General features: G+C 65.1%; 22 protein-coding genes and 1 pseudogene. 7 read left to right on the forward strand and 16 right to left on the reverse strand.

Annotated elements, in window-relative coordinates:
• Positions 1 to 55: 55 nt before the first annotated feature.
• Entirely contained in the window at positions 56 to 835 is a 780-nt protein-coding gene (locus PQR54_RS35580) for a putative hydro-lyase (protein ID WP_408254065.1), read from the reverse strand.
• A gap of 183 nt (positions 836 to 1018) precedes the next feature.
• Here PQR54_RS35580 and PQR54_RS35585 point away from each other — a divergent pair, with 183 nt between their 5' ends.
• Entirely contained in the window at positions 1019 to 1957 is a 939-nt protein-coding gene (locus PQR54_RS35585) for a LysR family transcriptional regulator (protein ID WP_408254067.1), read from the forward strand.
• A gap of 17 nt (positions 1958 to 1974) precedes the next feature.
• On the opposite strand, the gene mdcH is transcribed toward PQR54_RS35585, so the two are convergent.
• Genes mdcH through PQR54_RS35625 form a run of 8 tightly spaced genes read right to left on the reverse strand, consistent with a single transcriptional unit; the run spans position 1975 to position 8993 of the window.
• Complete coding sequence (mdcH, locus tag PQR54_RS35590) at positions 1975 to 2907, reverse strand: malonate decarboxylase subunit epsilon (RefSeq protein WP_408254069.1); 933 nt, start codon at positions 2905 to 2907, stop codon at positions 1975 to 1977.
• Complete coding sequence (locus PQR54_RS35595; protein WP_408254072.1) at positions 2907 to 3605, reverse strand: malonate decarboxylase holo-ACP synthase; 699 nt, start codon at positions 3603 to 3605, stop codon at positions 2907 to 2909. Before PQR54_RS35595 ends, mdcH begins: the two co-directional genes overlap by 1 nt.
• Positions 3605 to 4423 carry a biotin-independent malonate decarboxylase subunit gamma gene (gene mdcE / locus PQR54_RS35600; RefSeq protein ID WP_408254075.1) on the reverse strand — a complete coding sequence of 273 codons (819 nt, stop codon included), beginning with the start codon at positions 4421 to 4423 and terminating at the stop codon, positions 3605 to 3607. Before mdcE ends, PQR54_RS35595 begins: the two co-directional genes overlap by 1 nt.
• Positions 4420 to 5304 (reverse strand): biotin-independent malonate decarboxylase subunit beta, encoded by an 885-nt coding sequence (locus tag PQR54_RS35605; protein WP_408254078.1) that lies wholly within the window; start codon positions 5302 to 5304, stop codon positions 4420 to 4422. Before PQR54_RS35605 ends, mdcE begins: the two co-directional genes overlap by 4 nt.
• Complete coding sequence (locus PQR54_RS35610) at positions 5301 to 5615, reverse strand: malonate decarboxylase subunit delta (RefSeq protein WP_408254081.1); 315 nt, start codon at positions 5613 to 5615, stop codon at positions 5301 to 5303. The genes PQR54_RS35605 and PQR54_RS35610 overlap by 4 nt, the downstream gene beginning before the upstream one ends.
• Entirely contained in the window at positions 5603 to 6526 is a 924-nt protein-coding gene (locus tag PQR54_RS35615; protein ID WP_408254084.1) for a triphosphoribosyl-dephospho-CoA synthase, read from the reverse strand. Before PQR54_RS35615 ends, PQR54_RS35610 begins: the two co-directional genes overlap by 13 nt.
• Positions 6527 to 6528: 2 nt before the next feature.
• Positions 6529 to 8211 (reverse strand): malonate decarboxylase subunit alpha, encoded by a 1683-nt coding sequence (gene mdcA, locus PQR54_RS35620; protein WP_408254087.1) that lies wholly within the window; start codon positions 8209 to 8211, stop codon positions 6529 to 6531.
• 8 nt (positions 8212 to 8219) lie between these two features.
• Positions 8220 to 8993 carry a GntR family transcriptional regulator gene (locus tag PQR54_RS35625; RefSeq protein WP_408254254.1) on the reverse strand — a complete coding sequence of 258 codons (774 nt, stop codon included), beginning with the start codon at positions 8991 to 8993 and terminating at the stop codon, positions 8220 to 8222.
• A 176-nt stretch (positions 8994 to 9169) separates the two neighbouring features.
• Between PQR54_RS35625 and PQR54_RS35630 the strand changes: the two genes are divergently transcribed.
• Positions 9170 to 10468, forward strand: a complete 1299-nt coding sequence (locus PQR54_RS35630; protein ID WP_408254257.1) for an MFS transporter — start codon at positions 9170 to 9172, stop codon at positions 10466 to 10468.
• Positions 10469 to 10528: 60 nt separating this feature from the next.
• Here PQR54_RS35630 and PQR54_RS35635 read toward each other — a convergent pair whose 3' ends face one another.
• Entirely contained in the window at positions 10529 to 11449 is a 921-nt protein-coding gene (locus PQR54_RS35635; RefSeq protein ID WP_408254090.1) for a DMT family transporter, read from the reverse strand.
• A 114-nt stretch (positions 11450 to 11563) separates the two neighbouring features.
• Here PQR54_RS35635 and PQR54_RS35640 point away from each other — a divergent pair, with 114 nt between their 5' ends.
• Positions 11564 to 12445, forward strand: a complete 882-nt coding sequence (locus PQR54_RS35640) for a LysR substrate-binding domain-containing protein (RefSeq protein WP_408254093.1) — start codon at positions 11564 to 11566, stop codon at positions 12443 to 12445.
• A gap of 87 nt (positions 12446 to 12532) precedes the next feature.
• Here PQR54_RS35640 and PQR54_RS35645 read toward each other — a convergent pair whose 3' ends face one another.
• The 6 genes from PQR54_RS35645 to PQR54_RS35670 form a co-directional block, all read right to left on the reverse strand.
• Positions 12533 to 13591, reverse strand: coding sequence for an ABC transporter ATP-binding protein (locus PQR54_RS35645; protein WP_408254096.1), 1059 nt, complete (start codon positions 13589 to 13591; stop codon positions 12533 to 12535).
• 28 nt (positions 13592 to 13619) lie between these two features.
• On the reverse strand, positions 13620 to 15224 hold the full coding sequence (locus PQR54_RS35650) for an ABC transporter permease (protein WP_408254099.1): 1605 nt from the start codon (positions 15222 to 15224) through the stop codon (positions 13620 to 13622).
• Positions 15224 to 16255 carry an iron ABC transporter substrate-binding protein gene (locus tag PQR54_RS35655; RefSeq protein WP_408254102.1) on the reverse strand — a complete coding sequence of 344 codons (1032 nt, stop codon included), beginning with the start codon at positions 16253 to 16255 and terminating at the stop codon, positions 15224 to 15226. Before PQR54_RS35655 ends, PQR54_RS35650 begins: the two co-directional genes overlap by 1 nt.
• 59 nt (positions 16256 to 16314) lie before the next feature.
• The gene (gene efeB / locus PQR54_RS35660; RefSeq protein ID WP_408254105.1) at positions 16315 to 17622 is read right to left on the reverse strand and encodes an iron uptake transporter deferrochelatase/peroxidase subunit; all 1308 of its coding nucleotides are present in this window, start codon (positions 17620 to 17622) and stop codon (positions 16315 to 16317) included.
• Between the two features lie 37 nt (positions 17623 to 17659).
• The gene (locus PQR54_RS35665) at positions 17660 to 18811 is read right to left on the reverse strand and encodes an NHL repeat-containing protein (protein WP_408254108.1); all 1152 of its coding nucleotides are present in this window, start codon (positions 18809 to 18811) and stop codon (positions 17660 to 17662) included.
• A gap of 101 nt (positions 18812 to 18912) precedes the next feature.
• A complete protein-coding gene (locus PQR54_RS35670) occupies positions 18913 to 20436 on the reverse strand; it encodes a carbohydrate porin (protein WP_408254111.1) in 1524 nt (507 codons plus the stop codon).
• Positions 20437 to 20919: 483 nt separating this feature from the next.
• Here PQR54_RS35670 and PQR54_RS35675 point away from each other — a divergent pair, with 483 nt between their 5' ends.
• From PQR54_RS35675 to PQR54_RS35690, 4 genes and pseudogenes are all read left to right on the forward strand, one after another.
• Positions 20920 to 21759 carry an arylamine N-acetyltransferase family protein gene (locus tag PQR54_RS35675; protein ID WP_408254114.1) on the forward strand — a complete coding sequence of 280 codons (840 nt, stop codon included), beginning with the start codon at positions 20920 to 20922 and terminating at the stop codon, positions 21757 to 21759.
• 12 nt (positions 21760 to 21771) lie between these two features.
• Positions 21772 to 21966: pseudogene (locus PQR54_RS35680) on the forward strand (isoprenylcysteine carboxylmethyltransferase family protein); the annotation flags it as partial.
• A 340-nt stretch (positions 21967 to 22306) separates the two neighbouring features.
• Complete coding sequence (locus PQR54_RS35685; RefSeq protein WP_408254117.1) at positions 22307 to 23167, forward strand: transporter substrate-binding domain-containing protein; 861 nt, start codon at positions 22307 to 22309, stop codon at positions 23165 to 23167.
• A 96-nt stretch (positions 23168 to 23263) separates the two neighbouring features.
• Positions 23264 to 23986 (forward strand): ABC transporter permease, encoded by a 723-nt coding sequence (locus PQR54_RS35690; protein WP_106311831.1) that lies wholly within the window; start codon positions 23264 to 23266, stop codon positions 23984 to 23986.
• The last annotated feature ends 6 nt before the right edge of the window (positions 23987 to 23992 follow it).

A 23992-nucleotide genomic window follows, 5' to 3' on the forward strand; every position in this document is an offset into this window, starting at 1 on the left:
CGGTCGTCGTTGGCCGCGTCTCGTCGCACGGCGGGTGAGGGCACAAACGCGGCGGCTACAGCACCGCTAGCGTGGTGTTGGGAATATCGGTGACGAGCATGTGCCCCGGCTTGTGCGCGATCGCGAACGGCAGACGCGCACTTTCAATGGCGGCTTGCGGTGTCACGCCGCAAGCCCAGAACACAGGCAGCTCGTCGCTGCGTACTTCGACGGCGTCGCCGAAATCGGGACGCGCCAGATCGCGAATGCCGATCAGCGACGGATCGCCGATATGAACCGGCGCGCCGTGCACGGCGGGAAAGCGACTGGTGATCTGGATCGCGCGGATGGCGTCGGCGGCTTTCATCGGCCGCATCGACACGACGCGGTTGCCGCCGAATACGCCGGCCGCCACGTTGCGCTCGCGAGTCCGATACATCGGCACGTTGACCTGCTGTTCGATGTGACGCAGTGCGATGCCTTCACGCCGCAACATCTCTTCGAAAGAAAACGAGCAGCCGATCGCGAACACCACCAGGTCGTCGCGCCACAATTCGTCGAGACTGCGCACTTCCTCGGCGCGCTCGCCATGCCGGTACACGTAAAACGCAGGCACGTCGTTGCGGATGTCGAGATCTGCGCCGAGCGCGGGCACGCGCCAGTCGCCCGGTTCACCGATGCCCAGCAGCGGACACGCTTTCGGATTCAGCGTGCAGAAGCGCAGGAAATCGTCGGCGTGCTGTTTGGGCAGGATGGCGAGATTGGCTTGCGCATAGTCGCCGCAATAGCCCGCAGTGGGACCGGAAAGACGGCGGGTTCGTATCTGCTGACGAAACTCGGATGGCGTGTAGGACATGGACTGCTCGGCTCCAGGTAGATCGCGTGACTGAAACACTTCAGCGATGCAAACCAGATTAGTAACGTCAAAAATATCCATCCAGCGAGTTTTTATTGCGTTTCGTTAAATTAAACTTAACAGCGCCGTGGCCCGTTTACGGCGATGATCGCGTGCATCCGACGATGTTGAGAGAGCTCCGCCATGAACACCCGCTTTGTCGAAACGTTTCTGACGCTCGCCCGCCTGGGCAGTTTTCGCGCGACCGCCGCCGCCATGCACGCGACGCCCGCGGCGATTTCACTGCGCATCAAGACGCTCGAAGCGGAGTTGGGCGTCGAGTTGATCGAGCGCGATGCCGCGGAATTTCAGCTCACTGCGAATGGCGAGCGGCTGCTCGCGCATGCGCGCTCGGTGGTGCAGGCCACGCGTTCGCTGCAACTGGCCGCGCAGGACGAGACGCAAGTGGCGACGCGTTTGCGCCTCGGCGTGATCGAGACGGTGGTGCACAGCTGGCTGCCGGACTACATCCGGATGCTGAACCTCGAGTACAACCGCATCGTCGTGGACCTCACGGTCGATTCGAGCGCGATACTCGGCCCGCGTTTGCGGGCGGGCGAACTGGACCTGGTGATTCAGGTGGAAGAAACCGCGGAGCATGAGGCGTCGATCGTGTCGACCTTATTGGCGAGCTATCCCGTGCGCTGGATCGCGCGCAGCGATCTGATTCCGGCCAGCCGCGCGAAACATGTGCAGACGGTGTTGAGCAAACCCGTGTTGACATTTGGCCGTGGCACCGCGCCGCAAGTCGCCGTCGACGCGATCGTGCAGGCGCTCGCCAAGCGCGCCGGTGTGCCGCTCGCGCAGACTCAGGTGACTTGCATGCCGTCGGTCGCGGTGATCGTGAAACTGCTGCGCGACGGCTATGGAATCGCGGCGGTGCCCGCGCTATTCGTCGAGCCTTATCTGAGCAATGGTGAACTGGGGCAATTGCAGGTGCGTCCGCTGCCGCCGCCGATCGACGTCGCGATGTACTACCGCGACGATGCCGATGTCGGCGTGCTCGCGGCATCACGTGTCGCGCGTAACGCGTGCGATCAGTATGCGAAGGCGATGGGGCGGCAGTTGATCGAGAAACGCTGAGGCATGCTGCATATCATTCAATGCGCGTCGAGACGCCGCCGCGCGGTTGCCACGAGTCGATCGAACGAGAAAGTGCTGGCGGCGAGCGCGGCGGTCTCCGGCAAGTATTCGCGCGCAATGTCGGTCAAGACCTGACCCGGCGGCGCTTCGATCAGCACGTGCGCGCCCATTTCCTGCATGACCGTGAGCGCGTCGAACCAGCGCACCGTGTAGCGGATATTGGTGGCAAGGTCATTGCGGATCGCGTCCGCCGAATACAACGGACGGCCGCCGCGATTGCCGACATAGATGCTTTGCGGCGTGTGAAAGGGCACGTCCTGCGCGTAGGCGACCAGTTCGTCCGAGGCCTGCGCGAGCAATTCGCAATGCGACGGCACGCTCACCGCGAGGCGAGTGGCCTTGCGCGCGCCGGCGGCCAACGCGCGTTTGATGAAGGCGTCCAGTGCGTCATTCGCACCCGCTACGACAATCTGGCGCGGCGCGTTCACGTTGCCGATATAGACATGCTGATGGACTTCATCGGCGTGGCGCGCAGCGAGCGTTTCCACTTGATGCTCGGTCAAACCCGAGATTGCGGCAAGACCGTAGCCGGACGGGTACGCGGTCTCCATCAGTTCGGCACGGCGGCGCACCATCTTCAGTGCGTCTTCGAAGTGAATCGCGCCGCAACTCACGGCTGCTGGATAGGCGCCGACCGACAAGCCCGCGCTGATCTCCGGCATGAACCGTTCACCGGCCAACGCGCGCGTAAGCGCCACGCCCGCAACCGTCAAGCCGATTTGCACGGCGACGGTCGAGCGCAAGGCGTCCGGCGTATCGAGTGTGAGCACATCGACGCCGAGCACCTGGGACGCTTCATCGAGCGTGTCGCGCACCGCATGATGCTCCGGCAGACGATGCAGGAACCCATCGGTCTGCGCGCCCTGGCCGGGGAAAAGCAGCGCTAGCATCAGGCGTCGTCGCCGTGAGACGCGGAGCCCCACGGATCGGCGATCAGTTGCGGGCCGCCCTCGTGGCGGGCCAGCACACGCGGTTTGCCCGCTGCCCATTCGGCCAGCGCCACGCCGCCGGCTGGCGTATCGAGTTGCGCGTCGACGCGAACGCCAACGCACTGCGCGAGCGCTTGCAGATAGTTCAGCAATTCGCGCGCAACGTCTTGCGCGAGCGGTTTGTCGTGCGCTCGGATGAGCAGATCGAGATCGCTCGATACCGAGACCGTCGGCACGTATGTCGCCAGTTCGAAACCAGCGCTGCCGGTCGGTCCCCAGACCAATGCATTCAACGGGCCGGTCGCGTCGTTTTGCAATGCGGCGAGTGCGGCAAAGGCGGGCAATGCATCACGGCCGGCGAGCGGTGTGCGTGAAAGAGCTTCCGGCGACACGGCGCTCACCACATCCGCCGACGATGCCCACGTGCCGTAACGCTCCGACCGCCCAACACCGCGCATACCGATCGCGACAAACCCATCCGCCGCGAGCGCTCGCCGGACGACCGCATACGGCGCGCGTTCGAAAGCCTCGCGCACCCACGACGGTTCATTGTCGAATGCTTGCAGGCGTTGCAGACGCAGCAAGTCGTGCGGCCGCCATCGCGCATCGCACGACGACGCGTGGTCGATTGCAAAGGGCGGCGCGGCACACACTTGCATCACACGGCGTCCCATTGTTCGGCGAGACGCCGGCGCACTTCGATCGACGCCGCGCGATTCTTCTGCGCCGTCGCCGATTCCAGCCGATGCGCGAGATTGCGGCGGCCATCGTCGCGCACGCTGCGAATCTGCTCGCTCAACACCTGGCGCACGCGCTCGATCTGCGCGGCGTCCGGCGCATCGGCATCGACGCCATCGATCAACTGATCGAGCAGGCCGAGTTTGGCGAACGACGCCATCGAGTACGACATCGGCACGATGGTTTCGCCGAGCGCATCGAGCGCTTCGACCGTGCGGCGCGTCACGCGCGCGGCGGCTTCTTTGCCCATCGCATGAACCATCGTGCCGGGCGCGTCGAGCGCGACGATGCGATTGCCTTGATAGCCGTGCGCGAGGAACGCGCCCGACATGGCCGGTCCGACGATCAGCGCGATCACCGGATGACCCGCGTCGCGCGCGGCGGCGTACGCGTCGACGGCCGCGGCGCAGGCGAGGTGAATGCCGAGCATCTCCTCGCGATAGCCGTACGCCTGGCTTTTCACGTCGACGATCGCGACGATCGGGCGGCGCGTGCCGCTCGCTTCGTCACGCGCAATGGCGTCGCGCACGGCGCGCGCGAGCCGCCAGCCCTGTTCGAGGCCGACCACGTTACCGGTCGCGCGCGGAAAGCGGTTGGCGGGATCGGGCACGACCGAGAAGAAGTGCGCGGTCTCGCCGCCGAGCGGCGCGTCGCCGCTCAACACAGGCGCCTGAGTGATTGATCCACCGGCCAGCGCCTGGAACCAGCGCGCGCCGCGGCTAAGTTGTGCGTCGCTCATGCTTGCTCCTTGCGCGATTCGTTTTGCGTTTGACGGTTGAACACGTCACGCATGTTTTCGGGCGTGACGCTGGCGGGATCGATCCGCGCGAGCCGGTCGAGGAACACGTCGACCTGTTCGGTGCGATGCGCGGCTGGCACGCCTTGCTCGAAGGCGGAACGCACGGCGGCGCGCACCGCGTCGGCATCGTCGTCGACCAGTTGATCGGCGAGCGCCGTCGTCGCGCGCTGTTCGCCGCCGATCAGCTGCCACACGCGGCGGCGGTCGCTGGCGTCGAGTTCGTCGATGCCGGCTTCCTGCTCGATCACTTCGGGTCCATTCATACCGAGCCGCCCTTGCTTCGTGACGACCAGGTACGAACACAACGCGGCCGCCAGCGACATGCCGCCAAAACAGCCGACCATGCCCGCGATCACGCCGACCACCGGCACATGCCGCCGCAACGCGACGATCGCCGCCTGAATCTCCGCGATCACCGCGAGGCCGAGATTGGCTTCCTGAAGCCGCACGCCGCCGGTTTCGAACAGCACGACCGGCCGCACGATCTTGCCGTGTTCGCAGTCGCGCAAGGCCAGTTCGAGCGCCGCGGCGATCTTGCTGCCCGACACTTCGCCGATGCTGCCGCCCTGGAACGCGGATTCGATCGCGGCGACCACGGCGGGCTCGCCGTCGATGGTGCCGCGCGCGATCACGCAGCCGTCATCCGCCTGGCAGACCACGCCTTGCAACGGCAGCCACGGCGATTCGATCTTGTCGAACGGGCCGAGCAGTTCGCGGAAAGTGCCCGCATCCAGCAGCGAGCGGGCGCGCTCGCGCGCCGGCATTTCGATGAAACTCTCGCGCAACATCGGCGCGGGTTGAGCGGTCGCAAGCGTATTCATGCGTCGTCTCCCTGTTCGGCGGCTTCGACGGCTTCGGCGAGGCGCAACGCCACCACACCGGGCGTCGCGCCGAAGTCGTTGATTTCGATTTGCGCGGCGCCGTCGTAGCGCGTGAAAAAGCGGTCGAACACGCTCTTCCAGATGTGGCTGTAGCCGTCGACGCTGGTGCGCACGACTACGTGCGCCGACAGCGCGCTAGCCGGATCGGCGGGTGAGAGCAGCACTTCCAGATCGCCCGAGCCCACCACGCCGACATGCGCGCGGGTCTTGACGGCGCGTTTGGCCGGATAGTCGAAAGTCAGATGTTCCATGAGTCGGGGCTCCTGTCGGCGTCGTGATGCGCCAGCATGTCGAGAAAGAGGGTGGCGGCGAGCAGATCGGCTGCGCCGCCGGGCGATGCGTTGAGCGTCAGCAAGTCGTGTTCGAGCGCGGCGAGCGCGGCGCGGCCCGCGGGCGTCGAGCTGCCGCCCGCGTCCAGCACGCGTTGCGCGCCGTGTTGTCCGGCATGCAAACCGGGCAAGCCCGCGCGATGCAGCAGGCAGGTGTCGTCGAGCGTGGCCATGATCGAGAGCAGGGCGTCGACGCGCGCGGCGTTTTCGTCGATGCCTCGCTGACGCGCCGCGAGCAACGCGGGCAGGCCCACGTCGATCACATGCGGGAAGCCGTCTTGCGCTTCGCGGCGTGCGCCACCGACCTGGTAGCGCTGGCGCGCGCGTTCGCCGTGACTGTCGGAAGGCGCGGCGAAGCGATCCGGGAAGCAGGCGATCTGCGCGGCGCGCGTGCCGATCCGCGCTGCGTTCGCACGCATGGCGCCTGCGGGCAGCGCAGCCCCCGCGACCAGCAGGCCGACGATCCAGATCGCACCGCGATGCGCGTTGCTGCCGCCTGTGGCGTTCAGCATGTCGAGTTCGCCGGCGCGGCCGATCTGCGCGAGTTCGGTACGCAGCAACGCGGACGGTTCGACGCGGCGGCGCGCCGCGCGGGCGAGCGCCGCGAAGGTCGGCTCGAGCGCGTGCGCCGAGCGCAGCATGGTGTCGAGATCGAGGTCGCGATGCGCGCCGCTGCCGCGCCGGTCGACCAGCGCGGGCTTGGGCGTGAGCTGGGCTTCGTCGATCAGCGCGGTGATGGCGTAATGGGCGAGTTGCGCGTCCGAAAGCGGCCGCACAGCGTCAGCGCAGCGCGCCTGCGCTTCTTCTCGCGCGAGCAAGGCAGGGGGCGTCATGCTCACCAGCTCCTGAAGCGCGCCGGCGGTTCGTACAGGCCGCCCGACCACGTCACCAGATCGTCGATGCTGCGTGCCGCCAGCAGCGAGCGCTTGGCCTCGCCACGCCGGATGCCGAGATCCTCGGGATACGCGACGATGCCGCGCCGGCGCAACTCCGCCGTCTTCTCCGGCTTTGCGCGCAGCCCGATCGGCGTCACGCCGGCCACGGCGGCGATCGCCGCGCGCCGTTCGTCGATGCCTTCGGCCTTATGCAGATGCGCGATGCCTTCCTCGGTGACCACATGGCTGACGTCGTCGCCGTAGATCATCACGGGCGCGATCGGCATGCCGCTTTTCGCGCCGACCGCGACGGCGTCGAGTTCATCGACGAAGGTCGGCTCGCCGCCTTTCTTGTAGGTCTCGGCCATCTGCACGACCAGCTTGTGGCCACGCGACACCGGACCTTCATCGCGCAGCAGCTTGAGCCACGCTTCGCTCGAATGACGCCGGCCGCGCGGATCGTGGCCCATGTTCGGCGCCCCGCCGAAGCCGGCCAGACGCCCGCGCGTGACCGTCGACGAATTGGCGTCGGCATCGATCTGCAAGGTCGAGCCGATGAACAGATCGACGCCGTATTGCCCGGCCAGCTGGCACAGCACGCGGTTCGAGCGCAGGCTGCCGTCGTTGCCGGTGAAGAACACGTCCGGACGCGCCTCGATATACGCCTCCATGCCGACCTCGCTGCCGAAACAATGGATGCTGTCGACCCAGCCCGATTCGATCGCGGGGATCATGGTGGGATGCGGATTGAGCGTCCAGTTGCGGCAGATCTTGCCCTTCAGGCCGAGCGATTCGCCGTAGGTGGGCAAGAGCAATTCGATCGCGGCCGTATCGAAGCCAATGCCGTGATTCAGCGACGTCACGCCGTAGGGCTCGTAGATGCCGCGGATCACCATCATCGCGGTCAGCACCTGCAGATCGCCGATGTGGCGCGGATCGCGCGTGAACAGCGGCTCGACGGCGAACGGCCGGTCCGCCTGCACGACCACGTCGACCCATGAACCCGGAATGTCGACGCGCGGCAGTTCGTCGACGATCTCGTTGACCTGCACGATCACGATGCCATGCCGGAAGGCCGCGGCCTCGGCGATGGTGGGCGTGTCTTCGGTATTCGCGCCGGTGTACAGATTGCCGTGCCGGTCGGCCTTTTCAGCGCACAGCAGCGCGACGTGCGGCGTCAGATCCACGAACATGCGCGCGTACAACTCCACGTACGTATAGATCGCACCAATTTCCAGCTGGCCGTCTTCGAGCAGTTGCGCGACCCGCAGGCTTTGCGGGCCGGCAAACGAGAAGTCGACCTTATGCGCGATGCCACGCTCGAACAGCGTCAGATGCTCAGGGCGGCCGATGCTCGAAATCAGCAGATGCACATCGTGAATTTTCTGCGGATCGACCCTGGCGAACGAGCGGGAGAGAAAATCAGCCTGCTTCTGGTTGTCGCCTTCGAGGGCGACGCGATCGCCCGGCTGAATCAGCATTTCGAGCGCGTCGACGATGCGCTCCGGCGGCAGCACGCCGTCTTTGAGCCAAGGTGCAATGGCGGCGAGGCGGCGGTTCTTTTCGTCGCGGCGGGTGGTCCACGAACGGGCGGCGGTGGGTGTCGATGCTGCGTACGCAGCGGCTTGGGCGGGTCGGTTCATCGGCTTAGTCAGCTCCCGGTGGTGGCGCGCGGGCGTCTGCCGCGCGGCTTGGGTTGATTCGCAAGCGCGGCTTCGGCCTGCGCGCGTTCGGTGAGGAAACGATAAAGCAGGTCGCCCGTGCCCAGCAGATGTTCGACGACCAGTTTCTGTGCGGCGGGAATGTCGCGGCGTTCCACGGCGTCGAGCAGCGCGGCGTGTTCATTGTCCGACGCGCCCTTGTACGACGGCAAGCCGAACTTCAGACGCAGATATCGTTCACCACGCCGGTGCAGCGTGCCGATCATCTCCTCGAGTTGCGGACGGGCAGCGGGCGCGTACAGGCTCATGTGAAACGCGACATTGCGCGCGACGTAAAGCGATGGGTTCGCCTCGAGTTCGGCGGCGCGGCACAGGCTCGCGGATTCGCGCAACGTGGCGGCCGTGTGCCTGGGTATGGCGAGCCCGATGGCCAGACTCTCCAGCGCGGAACGGATCTCATAGATTTCGCGCGCTTCTTCCGCCGACAAAGGCGCAACCGTCGCGCCTTTGTGGACGGCGGCCTTCGCCCAGCCTTCGCTTTCCAACTGGCGCAAAGCTTCGCGCACGGGAATTGCGCTGACTGAAAAATGCCGCGCGATTGCGTCCTGCCGCAGCGGCGCGCCGGGCGCCAGCGTGCCGTCGACAATCGCCGCACGCAGCGCCTCCGCGATCACGCGGGACGTGCTTTCACGCGGCGCCGCGGCGGGTAAAAGCGGGCTGCGCGCCGGGGCGTCCAGGGGAAAACCATCTATTGTGTCACTCATAATATCAAATATTATATATGAAAAGACGAGAATTAAACTCGGACAAACCCGGAAAAATTCTCGCCTTCTGTGCGCGGAGCCCGCAGAGCGGCCGTGCAAGGAGACTGCCGTTCGTCAGAAATGCGCTATGTCGTCGTTCCAGTCACGTATGCCAACTGTTGGACCGGAGGAGCATGATGAATTCACTCACCGACCGCACGTCGGTCACGCGGCGCCGCACGCCGCTCAATCGTTCGCAGATCGCAGGTTTTTGGGGAGCGTGGGCAGGCTGGACGCTCGACGGGATGGACTCGTTCATCTACGCGCTCGTGTTGACGCCCGCGCTGACCGAGTTGCTGCCGCGCTCGGGTTATGCGGCGACGCCGGCGAACGTCGGCCTCGCCGGCTCGATCCTGTTCGCGCTGTTCCTGGTCGGGTGGGGGCTGTCGTTCATCTGGGGGCCGCTTGCCGACCGCTACGGCCGCACCAAGGTATTGGCCGGCACGATCTTCACGTTCGCCATTTTCACGGGACTAGCGGCGACCTCGCATAACGTGTGGGAACTCGGTATCTATCGCTTCATTGCGGGCGTCGGCATCGGCGGCGAGTGGGCGCTGGCCGGGACTTATGTGGCCGAAGCGTGGCCGGAGGATCGCCGCAAGATGGGCGCCGGTTACCTGCAAACGGGCTACTACGCCGGGTTCTTCCTCGCCGCGGCGTTGAATTACACGGTCGGCGTGCATTACGGCTGGCGCGCCATGTTCCTGACCGGCGCGGTGCCGGTGGTGGTCGCGATTCTGATCCTCTTGCGCGTGAAGGAGTCGGAGAAGTGGGAGAAGGCCGAGGCGGGCACCGTGCGCACCAGGCCGCTGCGCGAGATCATGGGACCGGCTTATCGGCGCCGCACGTGGGTCGCGTGCATTCTGCTGACGATCGCCATCATCGGGCTGTGGGCGGGCGCGGTGTACGAGCCGTCCGCCGTGATTCAGTTGGCGACCAAGGCCGGCATGGCGAAGAACGACGCGATCAGAACCGCTTCGCTGGCCACGGGGTTGCTGTCGATCGCGACGATCCTCGGCTGTCTCGCGCTGCCGCCGCTTGCTGAGCGCATCGGCCGCAAGAAGACGCTGGCGATTTACTTCCTCGGCATGGCGGTGGCGATCGTCGGCAGTTTCGGCTGGGCGTTTTATTTGCCGAATGGACTCGCGCCGTTTATTGCGTGGCTCTTCGTGCTGGGTTTCTTCGGCGGCAATTTCGCGCTGTTCAGCTTGTGGCTGCCGGAGCAGTTCGAAACCCGCGTGCGGGCGACGGCCTTCGCGTTCTGCACGTCGTTCGGGCGGTTCGTCGGCGCGGGCGTCAACTTTCTACTCGGCGCGGCGGTGCTGCATATGCATACGCTCGGGGTGCCGGTGGCGTTGACGGCGATCGCGTTTATCGTCGGACTGTTCGTGATTCCGTTCGCGCCGGAGACGAGGGGTGAGGTGTTGCCGCAGTGAGGTTGGCAGCTTAAGCGAAGAAGGTCGCGCCGGCACCTTGGACGTGCGGCGCGCCCCGCCTCAATCCACCTGCCGCCGCACCCGTCCGCCCGGCCGCAGCACCGAAAGCAACGGCCATCCGAGATTCACGCCGAGACTCGCCACCACGATCAACGCCATTCCCGCCAGTTGCGGCATCGACAACGCCCGTCCGTACACGAGCGCATCGACCACGATCGCCGTCAGCGGATACACGAACAGCAGCACGGCGATGATCGGCGTGCTCAGCTTGGGCAACGCGCCGTAGATCAGCACATACGAAAGCCCCGTATGCAGTACGCCCATGCCGACCAGCCAGAACCACTGCATCGGTCCGATATGCACGGCAGTGAGCGGCGCGATGAACGGCAGGCACACCACGCCGACCGCGCACTGCGCGAGCGTCAGCAGATGCGGCCGCAAATTGCCGAGCCCTTTGGCGATCAACGTAACGCTCGCGTATAGCACCGACCCCACCAGCGCCTCGCCGATGCCGATCAGATAGCTCGTATGACCCTGTAGATTCTCCGTGGCCGCGACGCCCGACGCGAGCACGAGTCCCACGAAAGCGGTCGCAATCCAGCCGAGCCGGTCCGCGCCGAGCCGCTCGTTGAACAACGCCGCGCCGATCAGCACGACCCAGAACGGCTGCACGTGGAACACCACGGTTGCAACCGCAATGCTGGTGCGATGAATCGCATCGAAGAAACCGACCCACTGCGTGACCATCAGCACGCCCGTAATCAGCGCCAGCGTGACGGTGCGTCGCGTGAAATGCGCGCGCGTGAAGAAGCCTTTGCACGCGCAATACGCGGCGAGCGAGAGAAAGCCGAACAGGCAGCGAAAGAATACGAGCGTCAGCGCGCCGAGCCGCGCTTCCTCGACGAAGATGCCTAGCGTGCCCATCAGAAGCCCGCCGCTGGCCAGCGTGATGGCGCCTTGTTGACGTTGGGTGAGGGACATGCGCAACGGCTCCGCGAATTGATCTGATGAGGTGATGTCCGGAGTATTGCGCGGCTTGCACGGCACCGACAAACGAATTAAATTGAGCAATTCCATAAGCTGGATTGATAAATCATGCACCCCGAATTCGACGTCGATCTGCTGCGCACCTTCGTCGCGGTGGCGGAAACGGGCAGCTTCACGAAGGCGTCGACGACCGTGCATCGTTCGCAGGCGGCGGTCAGCATGCAGATCAAGCGGCTCGAAACCATGCTCGGCACGACGCTGTTCGCCCGCAACACGCGCAATCTGTCGCTCACGCGGCCGGGCAATACGTTGCTCGAATACGCGCGGCGTGTGCTGGCGTTGCATGAGGAGGCGTGGTCGGCGATCGTGCGGCCGGAGGTGACAGGAAGAGTGGTGCTCGGCGCGCCGGACGATTACGTGTCGTCACTGCTGTCGCCCGTTTTGCGGCGTTTTTCGAATCTGTATCCGCACGTGGAAATCGAGATCGTCTGCGCGCAGAGCACGTCGCTCGCACCGATGCTCGCGGACAACAAGATCGATCTCGCCTTCGTCACGCGCGACCGCAAGCTGCGCGGCGAATTCGTGCGCAGCGAGCCGATGGTGTGGGTGGGCGCGTCGGTGGATACGCCGGTTCTGGCGGCGTCGCCGCTACCGGTGGGGCTCTATGAGCCGGGCTGCGTGGCGCGCCAGCATACGCTCGCCGCGCTCGACGGCGCGCGGATTCGTTATCGTGCCGCGTTCAGCAGCGCGAGCCTGATGGGGTTGGTGGCGACCGTGGATGCAGGCTTATCGGTGATTGCGCTCACGCGTTGCAGCGTGCCGCCGCGGCTCGCGATTCTCGGTGAAGCACAGGGCTTGCCGAAGATCGCGCCGCTGGAAATCGTGGTGGCGCGCAGCGCCAAATCGGATCGTCCGACCTGCGATTATCTGGCCGCGCAGATGATGCAGGATCTGTCGCAGCGGCCTCAGGCGCGTGGGGCTTCGGCTTAGCGGTGGGAAGAGGCGACTGTGCGGGTCGAGTTGCCGAAGGCGGCGTTCAAGTTCGCCTTCGCACCTTTGAATGTTCAAGCGCTGCGTTCAAGCACGCGCATAAGCCGTCACTTCTCCATCCACCGCCAGCCGCACCTCGTCGCCTGGACGCGGCGAAAGATAACCCGGCACTCGTGCGCGCACCAACGTCTGCGAGCCGGAGCGCAATTGCAGCGCGACGCCCGCGTCCTGCCCCTGAAAGATCACTTCCGTGACGACGGCGTCATACGCTGCCGCGCCGTTAGGCATCGTTTCTTCGGCACGCAACAGACGGATCTGCTCGGGCCGCACCATCACGTCCACAGCGCCCTGGCCGATCGGCCCGGACAACGACAACTCGCCGAGTTCGCAGCTCACGCGATCCCGCGTGGCCGTGCCCGGCAACAACACCGCCTCGCCGACGAACGATGCCAGCTCGCGCGTCACGGGCCGGCGATAGAGCGTCTCCGGCGTCGCCGTCTGGATCAGCCGGCCGTTCCACAACACGGCTACTTCATGCCCAAGCGACAACGCCTCGGATTGATCGTGCGTGACCAGCACGGCCGTCGCGCCGGTCGCGGCCAGCGCACTGGCCACGGCTTGCCGCGTTTCGAGCCGCAAGGCGGCGTCGAGCGACGAGAAGGGTTCGTCGAGCATCACCAGCGTTGGCGACGGCGCAAGCGCGCGCGCCAGCGCGACGCGCTGCTGCTGACCGCCCGACAACTGCTGCGGCGCGCGTTCGCCGAAGTTCGCCGGCAGGCCGACCAGCTCCAGCAACTCGGCCACGCGATGCCGCGCACGTCGCTGCGCGCGCGGCAAGCCGAACACGATGTTGTCCGCCACCGACAGATGCGGAAACAGCGCGCCTTCCTGCGGCACATAGCCGATGCGGCGCTGTTCGGAGGGCACATGCAGACCGTCGCCCGCCACGCGTCGGCCGTCGATTTCCACACTGCCGCTGTCCGCACGTTCGAAACCGCACAGCAAGCGCAGCAAGGTGGTCTTGCCGCTGCCCGACGGGCCGAGCAGCGCCAGCAGCGTGCCGCGTTCGACGGACAGATCGATGCCGTGCAGCACGGGCGTGCCGTCGAATGATTTTTGCAGCCCGCGGATACGAAGTTCGCTCATGAAAATCCGATGATAAAAGCGCGGCGCGTCAGCTGCGTTCGCCGAGTAGCGCCGATTTGCCGAGCAATGCGAACAGAAGGCCCGAGGCGAACAGCGAAATGCCGGTGAGCAACGCCGCGTAGGGCGCCGCCGCGGCGAACGCCATCGTCGAGGTGTCTGCCCAGACCTGGGTGGCGAGCGTTTGGGTGTCGAGCGGGGAGAGCAGCAGCGTCGCGTTCAGTTCGGTGACGACCGAGATGAACACCATCGCCGCGGCCGCGCCGAGCCCTGGCCCGGCGAGCGGCAACACCACGCGCAACAGCGTCTGCGACCAGTTCAGGCCGAGCGCGCGCGCGGTCTCTTCGAGGCGCGGCTGCGCCTGCATGAAGGCGGCGCGCACACTGACCAGCGCAAGCGGCATGAACAGCATGGAGTAGGCGATCACCAGCAGCGTCGCGCTCTGATAGAGCGGTTGCAGCGCGTGCACCGCGAGCGACACGATCGCCAGTGCGATCACCAGACCCGGCACGCCTTGCGCGAGAAACACCGTGCGTTCGAACAAGGTCGCGAAACGGGTCGGATAGCGCACCAGCAGGAACGCGAGCGGCACCACGAGCAAGGTGGTCAGCAGCGCCGCGGCAAGGCCGAAACCGAGCGACGAAATCGTGGCATTGAACAGCAGTTCGGGCGACACATCGGCCGGTGTGACGGCTGCAGCGCCAGGCTGTGTGAGCCAATAGCCGATCATGCCGAGCGGCACACCGAGCGTGGTGATCGACAGCAACGCAAAGCCGGCGACGACGATCCAGCGCCATACGCCGAGGTCGTAGCGCAAGACCGCGCGACGTGTGCCGCGATCGACGCGTTCATAACGCGCCGCGCCGCGCACGCGAAACTCGAATGCCAGCACGATCAGGCAGATCACGATCAGCAGGCACGCGAGCAGCGAAGCGCCGCCGCCATCGAAACTGGTGCGGAATTCCGCGTAAATCTGCGTGGTGAACGTGTGAAAACGCAGCAGCGTAAATGCGCCGAACTCGGATAGCACACCGAGCGCGACTAGCAGCATGCCGCCGAGCAACGCGGGGCGCAGTTGCGGCAGCACCACGCGAATGAACGTGGTCCACCGGTTGCAACCGAGTGCGCGCGCGCTTTCTTCGAGCGCCGGATCCATGCCGCGCAACGCGGCGGCAACCGGCAGATAGACGAGCGGAAAATACGCGCAGGTCAGCACGAGCAATGCGCCGTTGAAGTCCTGCAAATCCTGGCTTAGCGAGACCCAAGCATAGCTTGAAATGAAAGCCGGCATGGCGAGCGGCGCTGCGCTCAACACGGCCCACGCGCGGCGTCCGGGCAAATGCGTGCGTTCGACGAACCACGCGGCGGCCGTGCCGATCACGGCCGAGACCAGCGTGGTCGAGACAGTGATCGTCAACGTGTTGATCAGCAGTTCGCCGACCAGCGGCCGGAAGATCAGATCGACCGCCTCGCCGACGCCGAAGCTCGCGGCGCGCCAGAACGTAAACGCAATCGGCAGCAACACCAGCAATGCGCTGAGTGCCGCTGCCGCGAACAGCCCGCGCGGCGCGCGCGAACGGGCGCGCGCCGGGAGCGTGGAGACAGCCGGTGGCCCGGCTGACAATGCTTCGCTCATTACAGCAGGCCTGCCTGGCGCAGCAGCTTGCCGGCCTGGCTATCGTCGCCGAGTTGCTGGATCGTCAGCGGCGGCGGGCTCAGTTCGGCGAACGGCTTGAGGATCGGGTCCGGTGCGACGCCTGCATGCAGCGGATACTCGAACATCACGTGGCTCTTCGCCATCAATTCCTGTGCGCGGTCGCTGACCAGGTACGCGAGAAACTTCTGCGCGCCGTCCGTGTTGTGAGCGGACTTCAGCACCGCTGCGCCCGACACGTTCACGGCCGCGCCGGCGTCGCCGTTGCCGAAGTGATAGATCGCGCTGCGGGTTTTGCCGTCGCCGAGTTCGGCATGTAGACGCGCCCAGTAGTAGTTGTTGATCAGACCGGTCGCGACACCGCCGCGGTTCACGGCGGCGACTACGCCTTCGTCGTCGTCGAAAATCTGCGCGTTGGCTTTCAGGCCCTTGAGCCATTGCACCGTTTGCGCTTCGCCCTTCAGCGCGAGCACCGCGGAGACGAGCGGCAGGAAGTCGCCGTCGCTCGGGGCAATGCCGATCTTGCCTTTCCATTCCGGTTTGGCGAGATCGAACAGCGATTGCGGCAGTTGCGATGCCTGGACCTTGGTGGTGTTGTAGGCGAGCACGTTTTCACGCGCAGTCACCGCGACCCATGCGCCGGTGGGCGAACTGAAGCGGGCCGGCACGGTGGCGAGCGTCGAGGCGTCCACCTTGTTCAGCAGGCCTTTCTCTTCGAGCAGCATCAGCTCCGGCGAGTTTTCTGTGAAGTACACGTCGGCGGGCGTGGCGGCGCCTTCGGCGACGATCTGCGCGGCCATCGCCGGGCCTTCGCCGTTGCGGATCTTCACCGAGATGCCCGATTGCTTTTCGAAGTCCTTGGCGAGCAGATTGACGACCTGCTCGTGCTGCGCGTTATACAGCGTGATCGACGCGGCCTCGGCCGCGGACGGCACCGTCGCGAACGCGGTCAGCGTAAGCGCGGCCGCGCTGCCAAGAATCCGCAGACGAGTGCCAAACGAGTTGTAAGCCATGATCCAGAAGTCCGTTGTGATGTTGTAGTTGATCTGTGTTGTTGTCGACTGCGTGTGCTTTACGTCTCGAACAATCCCGCGCCGATATACGAACCCGGCTTCGCGCCCGGCGGCACGGCAAAAATCGCGCTGCCGACGTGCGTCGTGAACTGGTTCATCATGTCGAACTTCGCGAGCCTGTCGTTGATCGGAATGAAGCCGGTACGCGGGTCGCTCTGATGCGCAATGAAGATGAGTCCCGCGTCGTACTCGGTTTCCTGGCGCCATGGCGGCCAGCGCTCGATGTAGAAGTTGGTGCCGTCGTTGTACGAGTACGAACGGCGCAGAATCTGCGCGCCGTTGTTGCTCGCCTGATTCGACAGACGCACGTGCGAGTTCTCCGGAATCACCGGATTGCCGTCCTTGTCCTCTTCCTTCAGGTCGACGGCGTCGAACTCGTTCTTCTTGCCGATCGGCGCGCCGCTGTATTTGTGGCGCCCGAACACCTGTTCCTGGAAGTCCAGTTCGGTGTTGTCCCAGTGTTCCAGCGTGATGCGGATACGCCGCACGACGGTGTAGGTGCCGCCTTCCATCCACGGCGCGTCGGCGCTGGCGCCGGCCCACACGAACTGGTTCATCAACGGCTGTTTCGCGGTGGACGGATTGTTGGTGCCGTCCTTGAAGCCCATCAGATTGCGCGGCGTCTGACCGCGCGGACCCGACAGGAAACCGGCCTGGCCCCAGCGCATCGCCGCCGTGCCGTACGCCATGCGCGACAGTTGACGCACCGCGTGAAAAGCGACTTGTGCGTCGTTCGCGCAAGCCTGGATGTACAGGTCGCCGCCGGTCTTTTCCTTGATCAACTGGTCGCCGTTAAAGCGCGGCAGATCGACGAGCGCGGCGGGGCGGCGCGCGGCGAGACCGTAGCGATCCTTGCCTTCGTGCGTGAAAAGGCCGGGCCCGAAGCCGAACGTGATCGTCAGTCCGTTGGGGCCGAGACCGAGTACGTCGCCGGAATCGGGCGCGGCTTTATTCTGGTCCGCATCGCCGGTCGGCAGCGGCGCGGCCGTGCCGCCTTGCGTGAGTCGCGCGGCCGCGTCGGTCCAGGCGCGCAGCAGCGCGATCACGTCGTCGCGCTTCTCGGTGGTGAGATCGAGCGCGGCGACGTAGGTGTGACTTTGCTGCGGCGTGACGATGCCGCCCTGATGCACGCCATAGAACGGCTCGACGGCCATCTGCGGATCGGCGAGGGCATGCGGCTGCGTTTTGCCGAGCGCGTTCTGGGACGCTCCCAGACTCGCGCCGAGGCTCGCGCCGGCCGCGACGGCAGCGCCGCCCGCCTTGAGAAACCCGCGCCGCGAGGGGCACGGGGGTTGATCGTTTGCCATGGTTACTTCACCTTCATTCGGCTTTGAAGCATTCAATTTATTTCGCGAGCACCAGCGTGTTCACGTCGTCCTGCACGTAGTAGAAACCGTCGCCTTCAGGCGTCATTGCGAGGCCGAACAGATCGCCGTTGCCCGGCGGCGATTGCGCCTTGTCCGTGTCGATCCAGCGCGCGTAGATCTGCTTGCCGCTGGCCGGATCGATTTCGACGATCTGGCCGTTCAGCGCGTTGGTCACGAGCAGGTGGCCGTTGGGCGCGGTCACCATCGCGAGCGGCCGGTGCAGCAGGCCGTCGGCGGTCAGTTGACGGCCGACGCCCGCGCTCGTGTCGCGCGTCATCGGTTCGTCGATTTCGGTGATGCGGTTGCCGATCGCGTCGGACACGTACAGCAGTTTCTGATCGGCCGAGAGCGCGAGTCCGGTCGGGCCGACAAGGAACACGCCCTTGTCCGCCTGCGCGCCGAAGCCGCTGCCCACCACCGTTTCCTTCTTCACGACCGGCGGCTTGCCGGCCGGCACGTCGAGGTCCAGACGCAGCACGGTGGCCTGCTTGAACACCGGCGGATTGCCGTCCGCGCCGCCCACGCCGAAGCCGGCCATGCTGACGAACAGCGTCGCGCTCGTGCCGTTGTCGACGACCGCCATGTTGCCCCACGGATCGTTGATGTTCGGGCTGCTGATGGTCGAGGCGACCTTGCCTTGCGGATCGATCACGATCAGGCAGCCGGCGCCCTTGGTGCCGGTGGTGCCGTCGTTGCTCGGCGTGCTGCCGACGATCACGTAGCCCGACTTGAGCATGGTCATCGCCGTCGACAGGCCGATACCGCCCGGGCATTCCTTCAGATCGCGCGGCACCGTCGCGAACAGCGTCATTTCCCTGGTGTCCGGGTGATAGTTGATGATCGTGCTGCCGGTGCCCTGCAGATTGGTCGAGTTATTGAAGTTGCCGACCAGCACGTCGCCTTGCTTGACGGTGCCCGCCGTGACCGGCGCGACTACCACCGCGTAAGGATTCTGGTCGCCGTTGCCCGGCACGGTGTTGATCAGCGTGGTGTGGTGCTTGACGGTTTCGAGGAAACCTTGCGGCTCGGCCAGCGCGCTGCCGGCCGTCATGAAGGCCGCCGCGCTGACAGCGGCGGCGATCAGGGCCCGCGCGGCGCGCGGCGAAAACTTGCGCGAGGGATTGTTCACGATTGAGCCTCCGTGCCTGCGCACAAAGCGGTAATTGCGGTCATGATCGAAAGCATGGGATTCGATTTGGTCGGTAGCGTGTGAGTTGGGCGCGAAAGGCATCAGAAGTTGATGTTGGTCCGCACGCCGATGACGAACGTGTTGCGCAGCGGCTGCGTCGGATCGTTCGGATTCTGGCCGGCGCCGGCGTTGAACGTGTATTGCGCGTCGGCTTGCAGTTGCCACCACGGATTGACCTGGTACTGATAGGTCGCTTCGAGCGCGGTTTCACTGGTGCGCACGCCGTACGGGCCGTTGGTGAATGCGCGGGTATCCGCATCGAGGCCGTTCACATGATTGCCGACCTTGATGTAGGTGAGCGCGAGGCCCACGCTGTCGTTGTCGCGGCCGGCGAACGGCGCCTTCATCACTACGCCGAGGTTGGCGGCGAGGCTCACCAGGTTGCGGTCGCCGGGCGCGCCCATCACGCGGGCGAACACACCGATGCTGCGCGGCTCGTCCGGGTCGGGGCGCCAGATCATCTGGTCGGCCACGGCGTAGATGCTGTAGTCGCCGTGATGATTCTGGGCGGTGCCGCTCGTCGCCGGATTCGCGAGCGACAAGCCGGTGTTGTCGTAGCGCTGATCCGCGAAGCTACCGTTGTTGTACCAGACGCCGAGCTTGTAGGTGCCGGGCAAACCGCCGCCGCCCGCGCCGACCATCTCGCCGTCGGCCGGCTGGTTGATCGCGTACTGCAACTCGCCGATGAACAGCGTGCCGTTGTGCAGATTGAAGTTGGTGCCGCTCCTGTTGTCCGGGTTGTTGCCGAGCGGATCGCCGTCGAACACGCCGGCCAACGCGGTCAACGAAGGCGTGATCTGGCCGCGCACGCGCACGCCGAGATCGGACAGCGGATACGCCGGACCGCCTGACGGCATGTCGTACGAAGGCAGTGCGGGCCAGCCGAACATCGTGTTGACGAACAGCGCCGAGTATTGGCTCGTGATGAATTCCTGGTCGATACTTTGCTGACCGACCTTCACGTCGATGCGTTTGTTCAGGAACGACTGCTGGTACCACAATTCCCACAGACGGGTGGTGTCGTCCGCTTCGATGCCGCTCGCCGTGTTCAGCGTGCCGAGCTTGTTGGCGCTGAGATTCGCGCCATGGATCTGCAACGCGCTGACGTTGAACAGGCCGCCCGGCAGGCCGAACGCTTTTTGCGTGTCCAATTGCACGGTGGCGGTCGTCAGGCCGTCGTAGTCGGCGCCTTTCGCGAGACCGCCGCGCAGATTCGCGAGCACTTCGCTGGTCTCGGTGAGCGTGAAGGTCACACCGTATTTGCCGAGCCAGGGGCGCAGGCCGCCGATGTCGCCGAGCATCTGCTGTCGATTCCAGAAACCGGTCCACTGGTTCGTCTGGGTCGCCTGAATGTTCAGGTCGGCCTCGGGCGCTTCCGGCGCGGCGTCGGGATTGGCTTCGGCCATGGCGGCGCCGGCTGTCAGCGACGCCCAGGCGAACGCCGTGCAGAGCGCGACACGCCGCACCGAGGGCAAACGCGAACGGCGCGTGAGATCGGCGCGCGGCGCGGAATCGCGAAACGGACGCGCTTCTGCGCGAGGTCCGTTGAAATGGGCGAACTTCATCGAAATCCTTATTGGTGTTGTATCGACTGATTGAAACCATCGCGGCGCGTCGCCGCCTGCCCGCGATTTGCCATATCGGTTCGCGACGCCGATACGGCAGATGGCGAGATCGTACGCATGCGAATTTGGTGAGTCAACACAAATGAGAACGATTCGCATCAATATTACTGACATATAACTTTGTTCTTTACGGAGTGCTACTAAACGGCATTTGCACGTAATTTGCGGCGAATGTGAATGTAATGAAAACGTATGTATGTAGTCTGATCGAACCGGCGAGTTAGCCAAAACGCGAATTCAGAAAGAGGGGATGTGACGAAACGCAGTGGGCTACCGGCGTCGAACGGCAACTACGAAAACCGTTCAAGGCCGCCGCTGCGAGCTGACCGCAAAAGCGGCTATGATCGATTTCCAAAACCGCACGGTCGCACGCATCCACAAGCGACTAGCGCCCAAACCGATACCCATACCGGAACCCTGCCGATGTCTCACACAGTGAATCTGGATAACTACTTCGCCCGCATTGGCTACGACGGGCCGCGCGCGGCAACGCTGGAAGTGCTTCAGGCGCTTCACCGCTTGCACCCGCGCGCGATTCCGTTCGAGAACCTGAACCCGCTCACGCGGCGTCCGGTGAAACTGGACCTCGAATCGGTCGAGCGCAAACTCGTCACCGAACACCGCGGCGGCTACTGTTTCGAACAGAACGCGCTGTTCGCCGACGTGCTGACGCAGTTGGGCTTCACGGTCACGCCGCTGCTCGGGCGCGTGCTGTGGGGCCGGGAATCGGACGCGCCTGCGCCGCCGCGCACGCACATGGTGTTGCGCCTCGACATCGACAACGAAGCCTGGATCGCGGACGTCGGCTTCGGCAGCGTGACGCTGACCGCGCCGCTGCGCCTGACCGCGGGTCTCGCGCAGCCCACGGAACTCGGCACGTTCCGTCTCGCCGACGCATCGCGCGAGGCGCTCTATCTCGAAGTGCAGGCGCGCGACGAAAGCTGGGCGCGGGTCTATCGCTTCGATCTGCATCCGGTCGAGTGGATCGATTACGAAACCTCGAACTGGTACACGTCGACCTCGCCGGAAGCGATTTTTGCGAGCACGCTGATCGTGTGCCGCGTGTTGCCCGATGCGCGGCTCGCGCTGCTCAACGATCAACTGAGCGAGCGCGCGGCCGACGGCCGGCTCATCAGCGAACGGCAACTCAAAAGCGCCGGCGAACTCGCGGCATGTCTGCGCGATCAGTTCGGCATCGACACCGGCGAGCTCGACATCGCCGGGATATTCGACCGCGTGCGCACGCCGGCTCGAACCGCGTAGCAATCAACGGCCATGGTCGCGCGCCTCATCTTCCAAACGGTGGTCTGGCTGGTGGGCATGAGCGCGCTGCTGTTCGGCGCGGCGGGCACTTTCGCATGGCCGGCCGCGTGGTATGTGATCGAGCTGGGCGTGCTGAGCCTGTGGATCGGGTTGTGGCTGGCGCGTCACGATCCCGGCCTGCTCGCCGAGCGACTGTCGCCGTTCGTGCTACATGGCGCGCGTGCGTTATCGCTTCGTGCCGTTCATCTGGTAGGCGCATCACCCCGGCATCCGCGCCGCGGCTCTTTTGCTCAGCTTGCATCAACCTGTCTAGACAAAATAGATTGCGCTCGCCCGAGCTGCGAGGCGCTCCATGCCTCCTTCACGCATTAAGAACTCCCCGCAAAGCCGCGCTGCGCTGCATCGACTAGGGGCTTACCCGATGATTCCGCCAATTTCTCGCAAATTCTCTTGCGACCGCTTTTTGACTCATGCAGACTTGTCTATACAAATTAAGCAGCGATTAAACATCCGGTTCGATGGTGTCCTCAATCAAAGGAGTTTCGACGTGAAAGTGAAGCGCACGACGGCAGCAAAAACATTGATCGGCGCCGTTCTCGGCGCTGCGGCGATTTTCGCGGCACCGGTGCAGGCCAAAGACTGGAAGACGGTGACGATCGCGCTCGAAGGCGGCTACGCGCCGTGGAATCTGACCTTGCCGGGCGGCAAGCTGGGCGGCTTCGAACCCGAACTGGTCGCCAACCTGTGCGAGCGCATCAAGCTGCAATGCAATCTCGTGGCGCAAGACTGGGACGGCATGATTCCCGGTTTGCAAGCAGGCAAGTTCGACGTCCTGATGGACGCGATCTCGATCACGCCGGAGCGTGAAAAGATCATCGCCTTCTCGAAGCCGTACGCCGCCACGCCCGCCACGTTCGCCGTGACCGATGCGAAAGTGCTGCCCAAGGCCGCGCCGGGCGCCGGTGTCGTCAAGCTGTCCGGCGACCCGAAGGCCGACCAGCCGACCGTCGACGCTTTGCGCAAGCAGCTCAAGGGCAAGACCATCGGCATCCAGTCGGGCACGGTCTATACCAAGTTCATCAATGACGGCTTCAAGGACATCGCCACGATCCGCGTCTACAAGACCTCGCCCGAGCGCGATCTGGATCTGGCCAACGGCCGCATCGACGCCTCGTTCGACGACGTGACCTACTACGCCGCCAACATCGACAAGAAAGAAACCGCGTCGATCGTGATGGCCGGCCCGAAGATCGGCGGCCCGATCTGGGGCCCGGGCGAAGGCCTCGCGTTCCGCAAGCAGGACGCCGACCTGAAAGCGAAGTTCGACACCGCGATCAGCGCCGCGCTCGCCGACGGCACCGTCAAGAAGCTCTCCGCCAAGTGGTTCAAGACCGACGTCACGCCTTGATTCGTCAACACGTCGAGAGGCAACGGCAGGTGCGCATGGCGAAAGAGCCGCACGCGCCGGCCGGTTCGATCCGCCGTAACGGATAAGAGGTAGGAAATGGCTCTGATACAGATGCTCGGCTTCGGGCCGGAAGGCTGGGGCGGCGTATTGCTGCTCGCGGCGTTGATGACGGTGGCGCTCACGCTCGCGGCGCTCGCGGTCGGCGCCGTGTTCGGCGCGCTGGTGGCGGCCGCCAAGCTGTCGCGTTTTCGTACGCTGCGCGTGATCGGCGATATCTACACCACCGTGTTTCGCGGCGTGCCTGAACTGCTCGTCATCTATCTGTTCTATTTCGGCGGCTCGACGCTGGTTACGACCGTCGGCCAGCTGTTCGGCGCGGAAGGCTTCGTCGGCGTGCCGCCGTTCGTGGTCGGCGCGCTGGCCGTGGGCATGATTTCAGGCGCCTACCAGGCCGAGGTGTACCGCTCGGCGGTGCTGGCGGTGTCGCGCGGCGAACTCGAAGCCGCGCGCTCGATCGGCATGCCGACGCTGACCATGGCACGCCGCATCCTGATTCCGCAAGTGCTGCGTTTCGCGTTGCCCGGCATCGGTAACGTCTGGCAACTGAGCCTGAAGGACTCGGCGCTGATCTCCGTGACGGGGCTCGCCGAATTGCTGCGCACGAGCCAGGTGGCGGCGGGTTCCACGCATCAGTACTTCACGTTCTTCGTCGTGGGCGGCGCGCTCTATCTGCTCATGACCAGCATCTCGAACCGCGTCTTCAACCGTGCCGAAGCGCACGTGGGCCGGTCCTTCAAGCGCAACTTCGCGCGTAACTGACGAGGG

The organism is Paraburkholderia phytofirmans, assembly GCF_046028095.1.
Classification (GTDB): Bacteria; Pseudomonadota; Gammaproteobacteria; order Burkholderiales; family Burkholderiaceae; genus Paraburkholderia; species Paraburkholderia phytofirmans_A.

Excerpts from the sequence above, each read along its gene's own strand:
- mdcA (WP_408254087.1), bottom strand. The coding sequence starts at position 8,211 with ATGAACCGACCCGCCCAAGCCGCTGCGTACGCAGCATCGACACCCACC.
- PQR54_RS35645 (WP_408254096.1), bottom strand. The coding sequence starts at position 13,591 with ATGAGCGAACTTCGTATCCGCGGGCTGCAAAAATCATTCGACGGCACG.
- mdcE (WP_408254075.1), bottom strand. The coding sequence starts at position 4,423 with ATGAGCGACGCACAACTTAGCCGCGGCGCGCGCTGGTTCCAGGCGCTG.
- PQR54_RS35690 (WP_106311831.1), top strand. The coding sequence starts at position 23,264 with ATGGCTCTGATACAGATGCTCGGCTTCGGGCCGGAAGGCTGGGGCGGC.
- PQR54_RS35625 (WP_408254254.1), bottom strand. The coding sequence starts at position 8,993 with ATGAGTGACACAATAGATGGTTTTCCCCTGGACGCCCCGGCGCGCAGC.
- mdcH (WP_408254069.1), bottom strand. The coding sequence starts at position 2,907 with ATGCTAGCGCTGCTTTTCCCCGGCCAGGGCGCGCAGACCGATGGGTTC.
- PQR54_RS35640 (WP_408254093.1), top strand. The coding sequence starts at position 11,564 with ATGCACCCCGAATTCGACGTCGATCTGCTGCGCACCTTCGTCGCGGTG.
- efeB (WP_408254105.1), bottom strand. The coding sequence starts at position 17,622 with ATGGCAAACGATCAACCCCCGTGCCCCTCGCGGCGCGGGTTTCTCAAG.
- PQR54_RS35605 (WP_408254078.1), bottom strand. The coding sequence starts at position 5,304 with ATGAATACGCTTGCGACCGCTCAACCCGCGCCGATGTTGCGCGAGAGT.
- PQR54_RS35580 (WP_408254065.1), bottom strand. The coding sequence starts at position 835 with ATGTCCTACACGCCATCCGAGTTTCGTCAGCAGATACGAACCCGCCGT.
- PQR54_RS35610 (WP_408254081.1), bottom strand. The coding sequence starts at position 5,615 with ATGGAACATCTGACTTTCGACTATCCGGCCAAACGCGCCGTCAAGACC.
- PQR54_RS35585 (WP_408254067.1), top strand. The coding sequence starts at position 1,019 with ATGAACACCCGCTTTGTCGAAACGTTTCTGACGCTCGCCCGCCTGGGC.
- PQR54_RS35630 (WP_408254257.1), top strand. The coding sequence starts at position 9,170 with ATGAATTCACTCACCGACCGCACGTCGGTCACGCGGCGCCGCACGCCG.
- PQR54_RS35650 (WP_408254099.1), bottom strand. The coding sequence starts at position 15,224 with ATGAGCGAAGCATTGTCAGCCGGGCCACCGGCTGTCTCCACGCTCCCG.
- PQR54_RS35655 (WP_408254102.1), bottom strand. The coding sequence starts at position 16,255 with ATGGCTTACAACTCGTTTGGCACTCGTCTGCGGATTCTTGGCAGCGCG.
- PQR54_RS35670 (WP_408254111.1), bottom strand. The coding sequence starts at position 20,436 with ATGAAGTTCGCCCATTTCAACGGACCTCGCGCAGAAGCGCGTCCGTTT.
- PQR54_RS35675 (WP_408254114.1), top strand. The coding sequence starts at position 20,920 with ATGTCTCACACAGTGAATCTGGATAACTACTTCGCCCGCATTGGCTAC.
- PQR54_RS35595 (WP_408254072.1), bottom strand. The coding sequence starts at position 3,605 with ATGCAAGTGTGTGCCGCGCCGCCCTTTGCAATCGACCACGCGTCGTCG.
- PQR54_RS35635 (WP_408254090.1), bottom strand. The coding sequence starts at position 11,449 with ATGTCCCTCACCCAACGTCAACAAGGCGCCATCACGCTGGCCAGCGGC.
- PQR54_RS35615 (WP_408254084.1), bottom strand. The coding sequence starts at position 6,526 with ATGACGCCCCCTGCCTTGCTCGCGCGAGAAGAAGCGCAGGCGCGCTGC.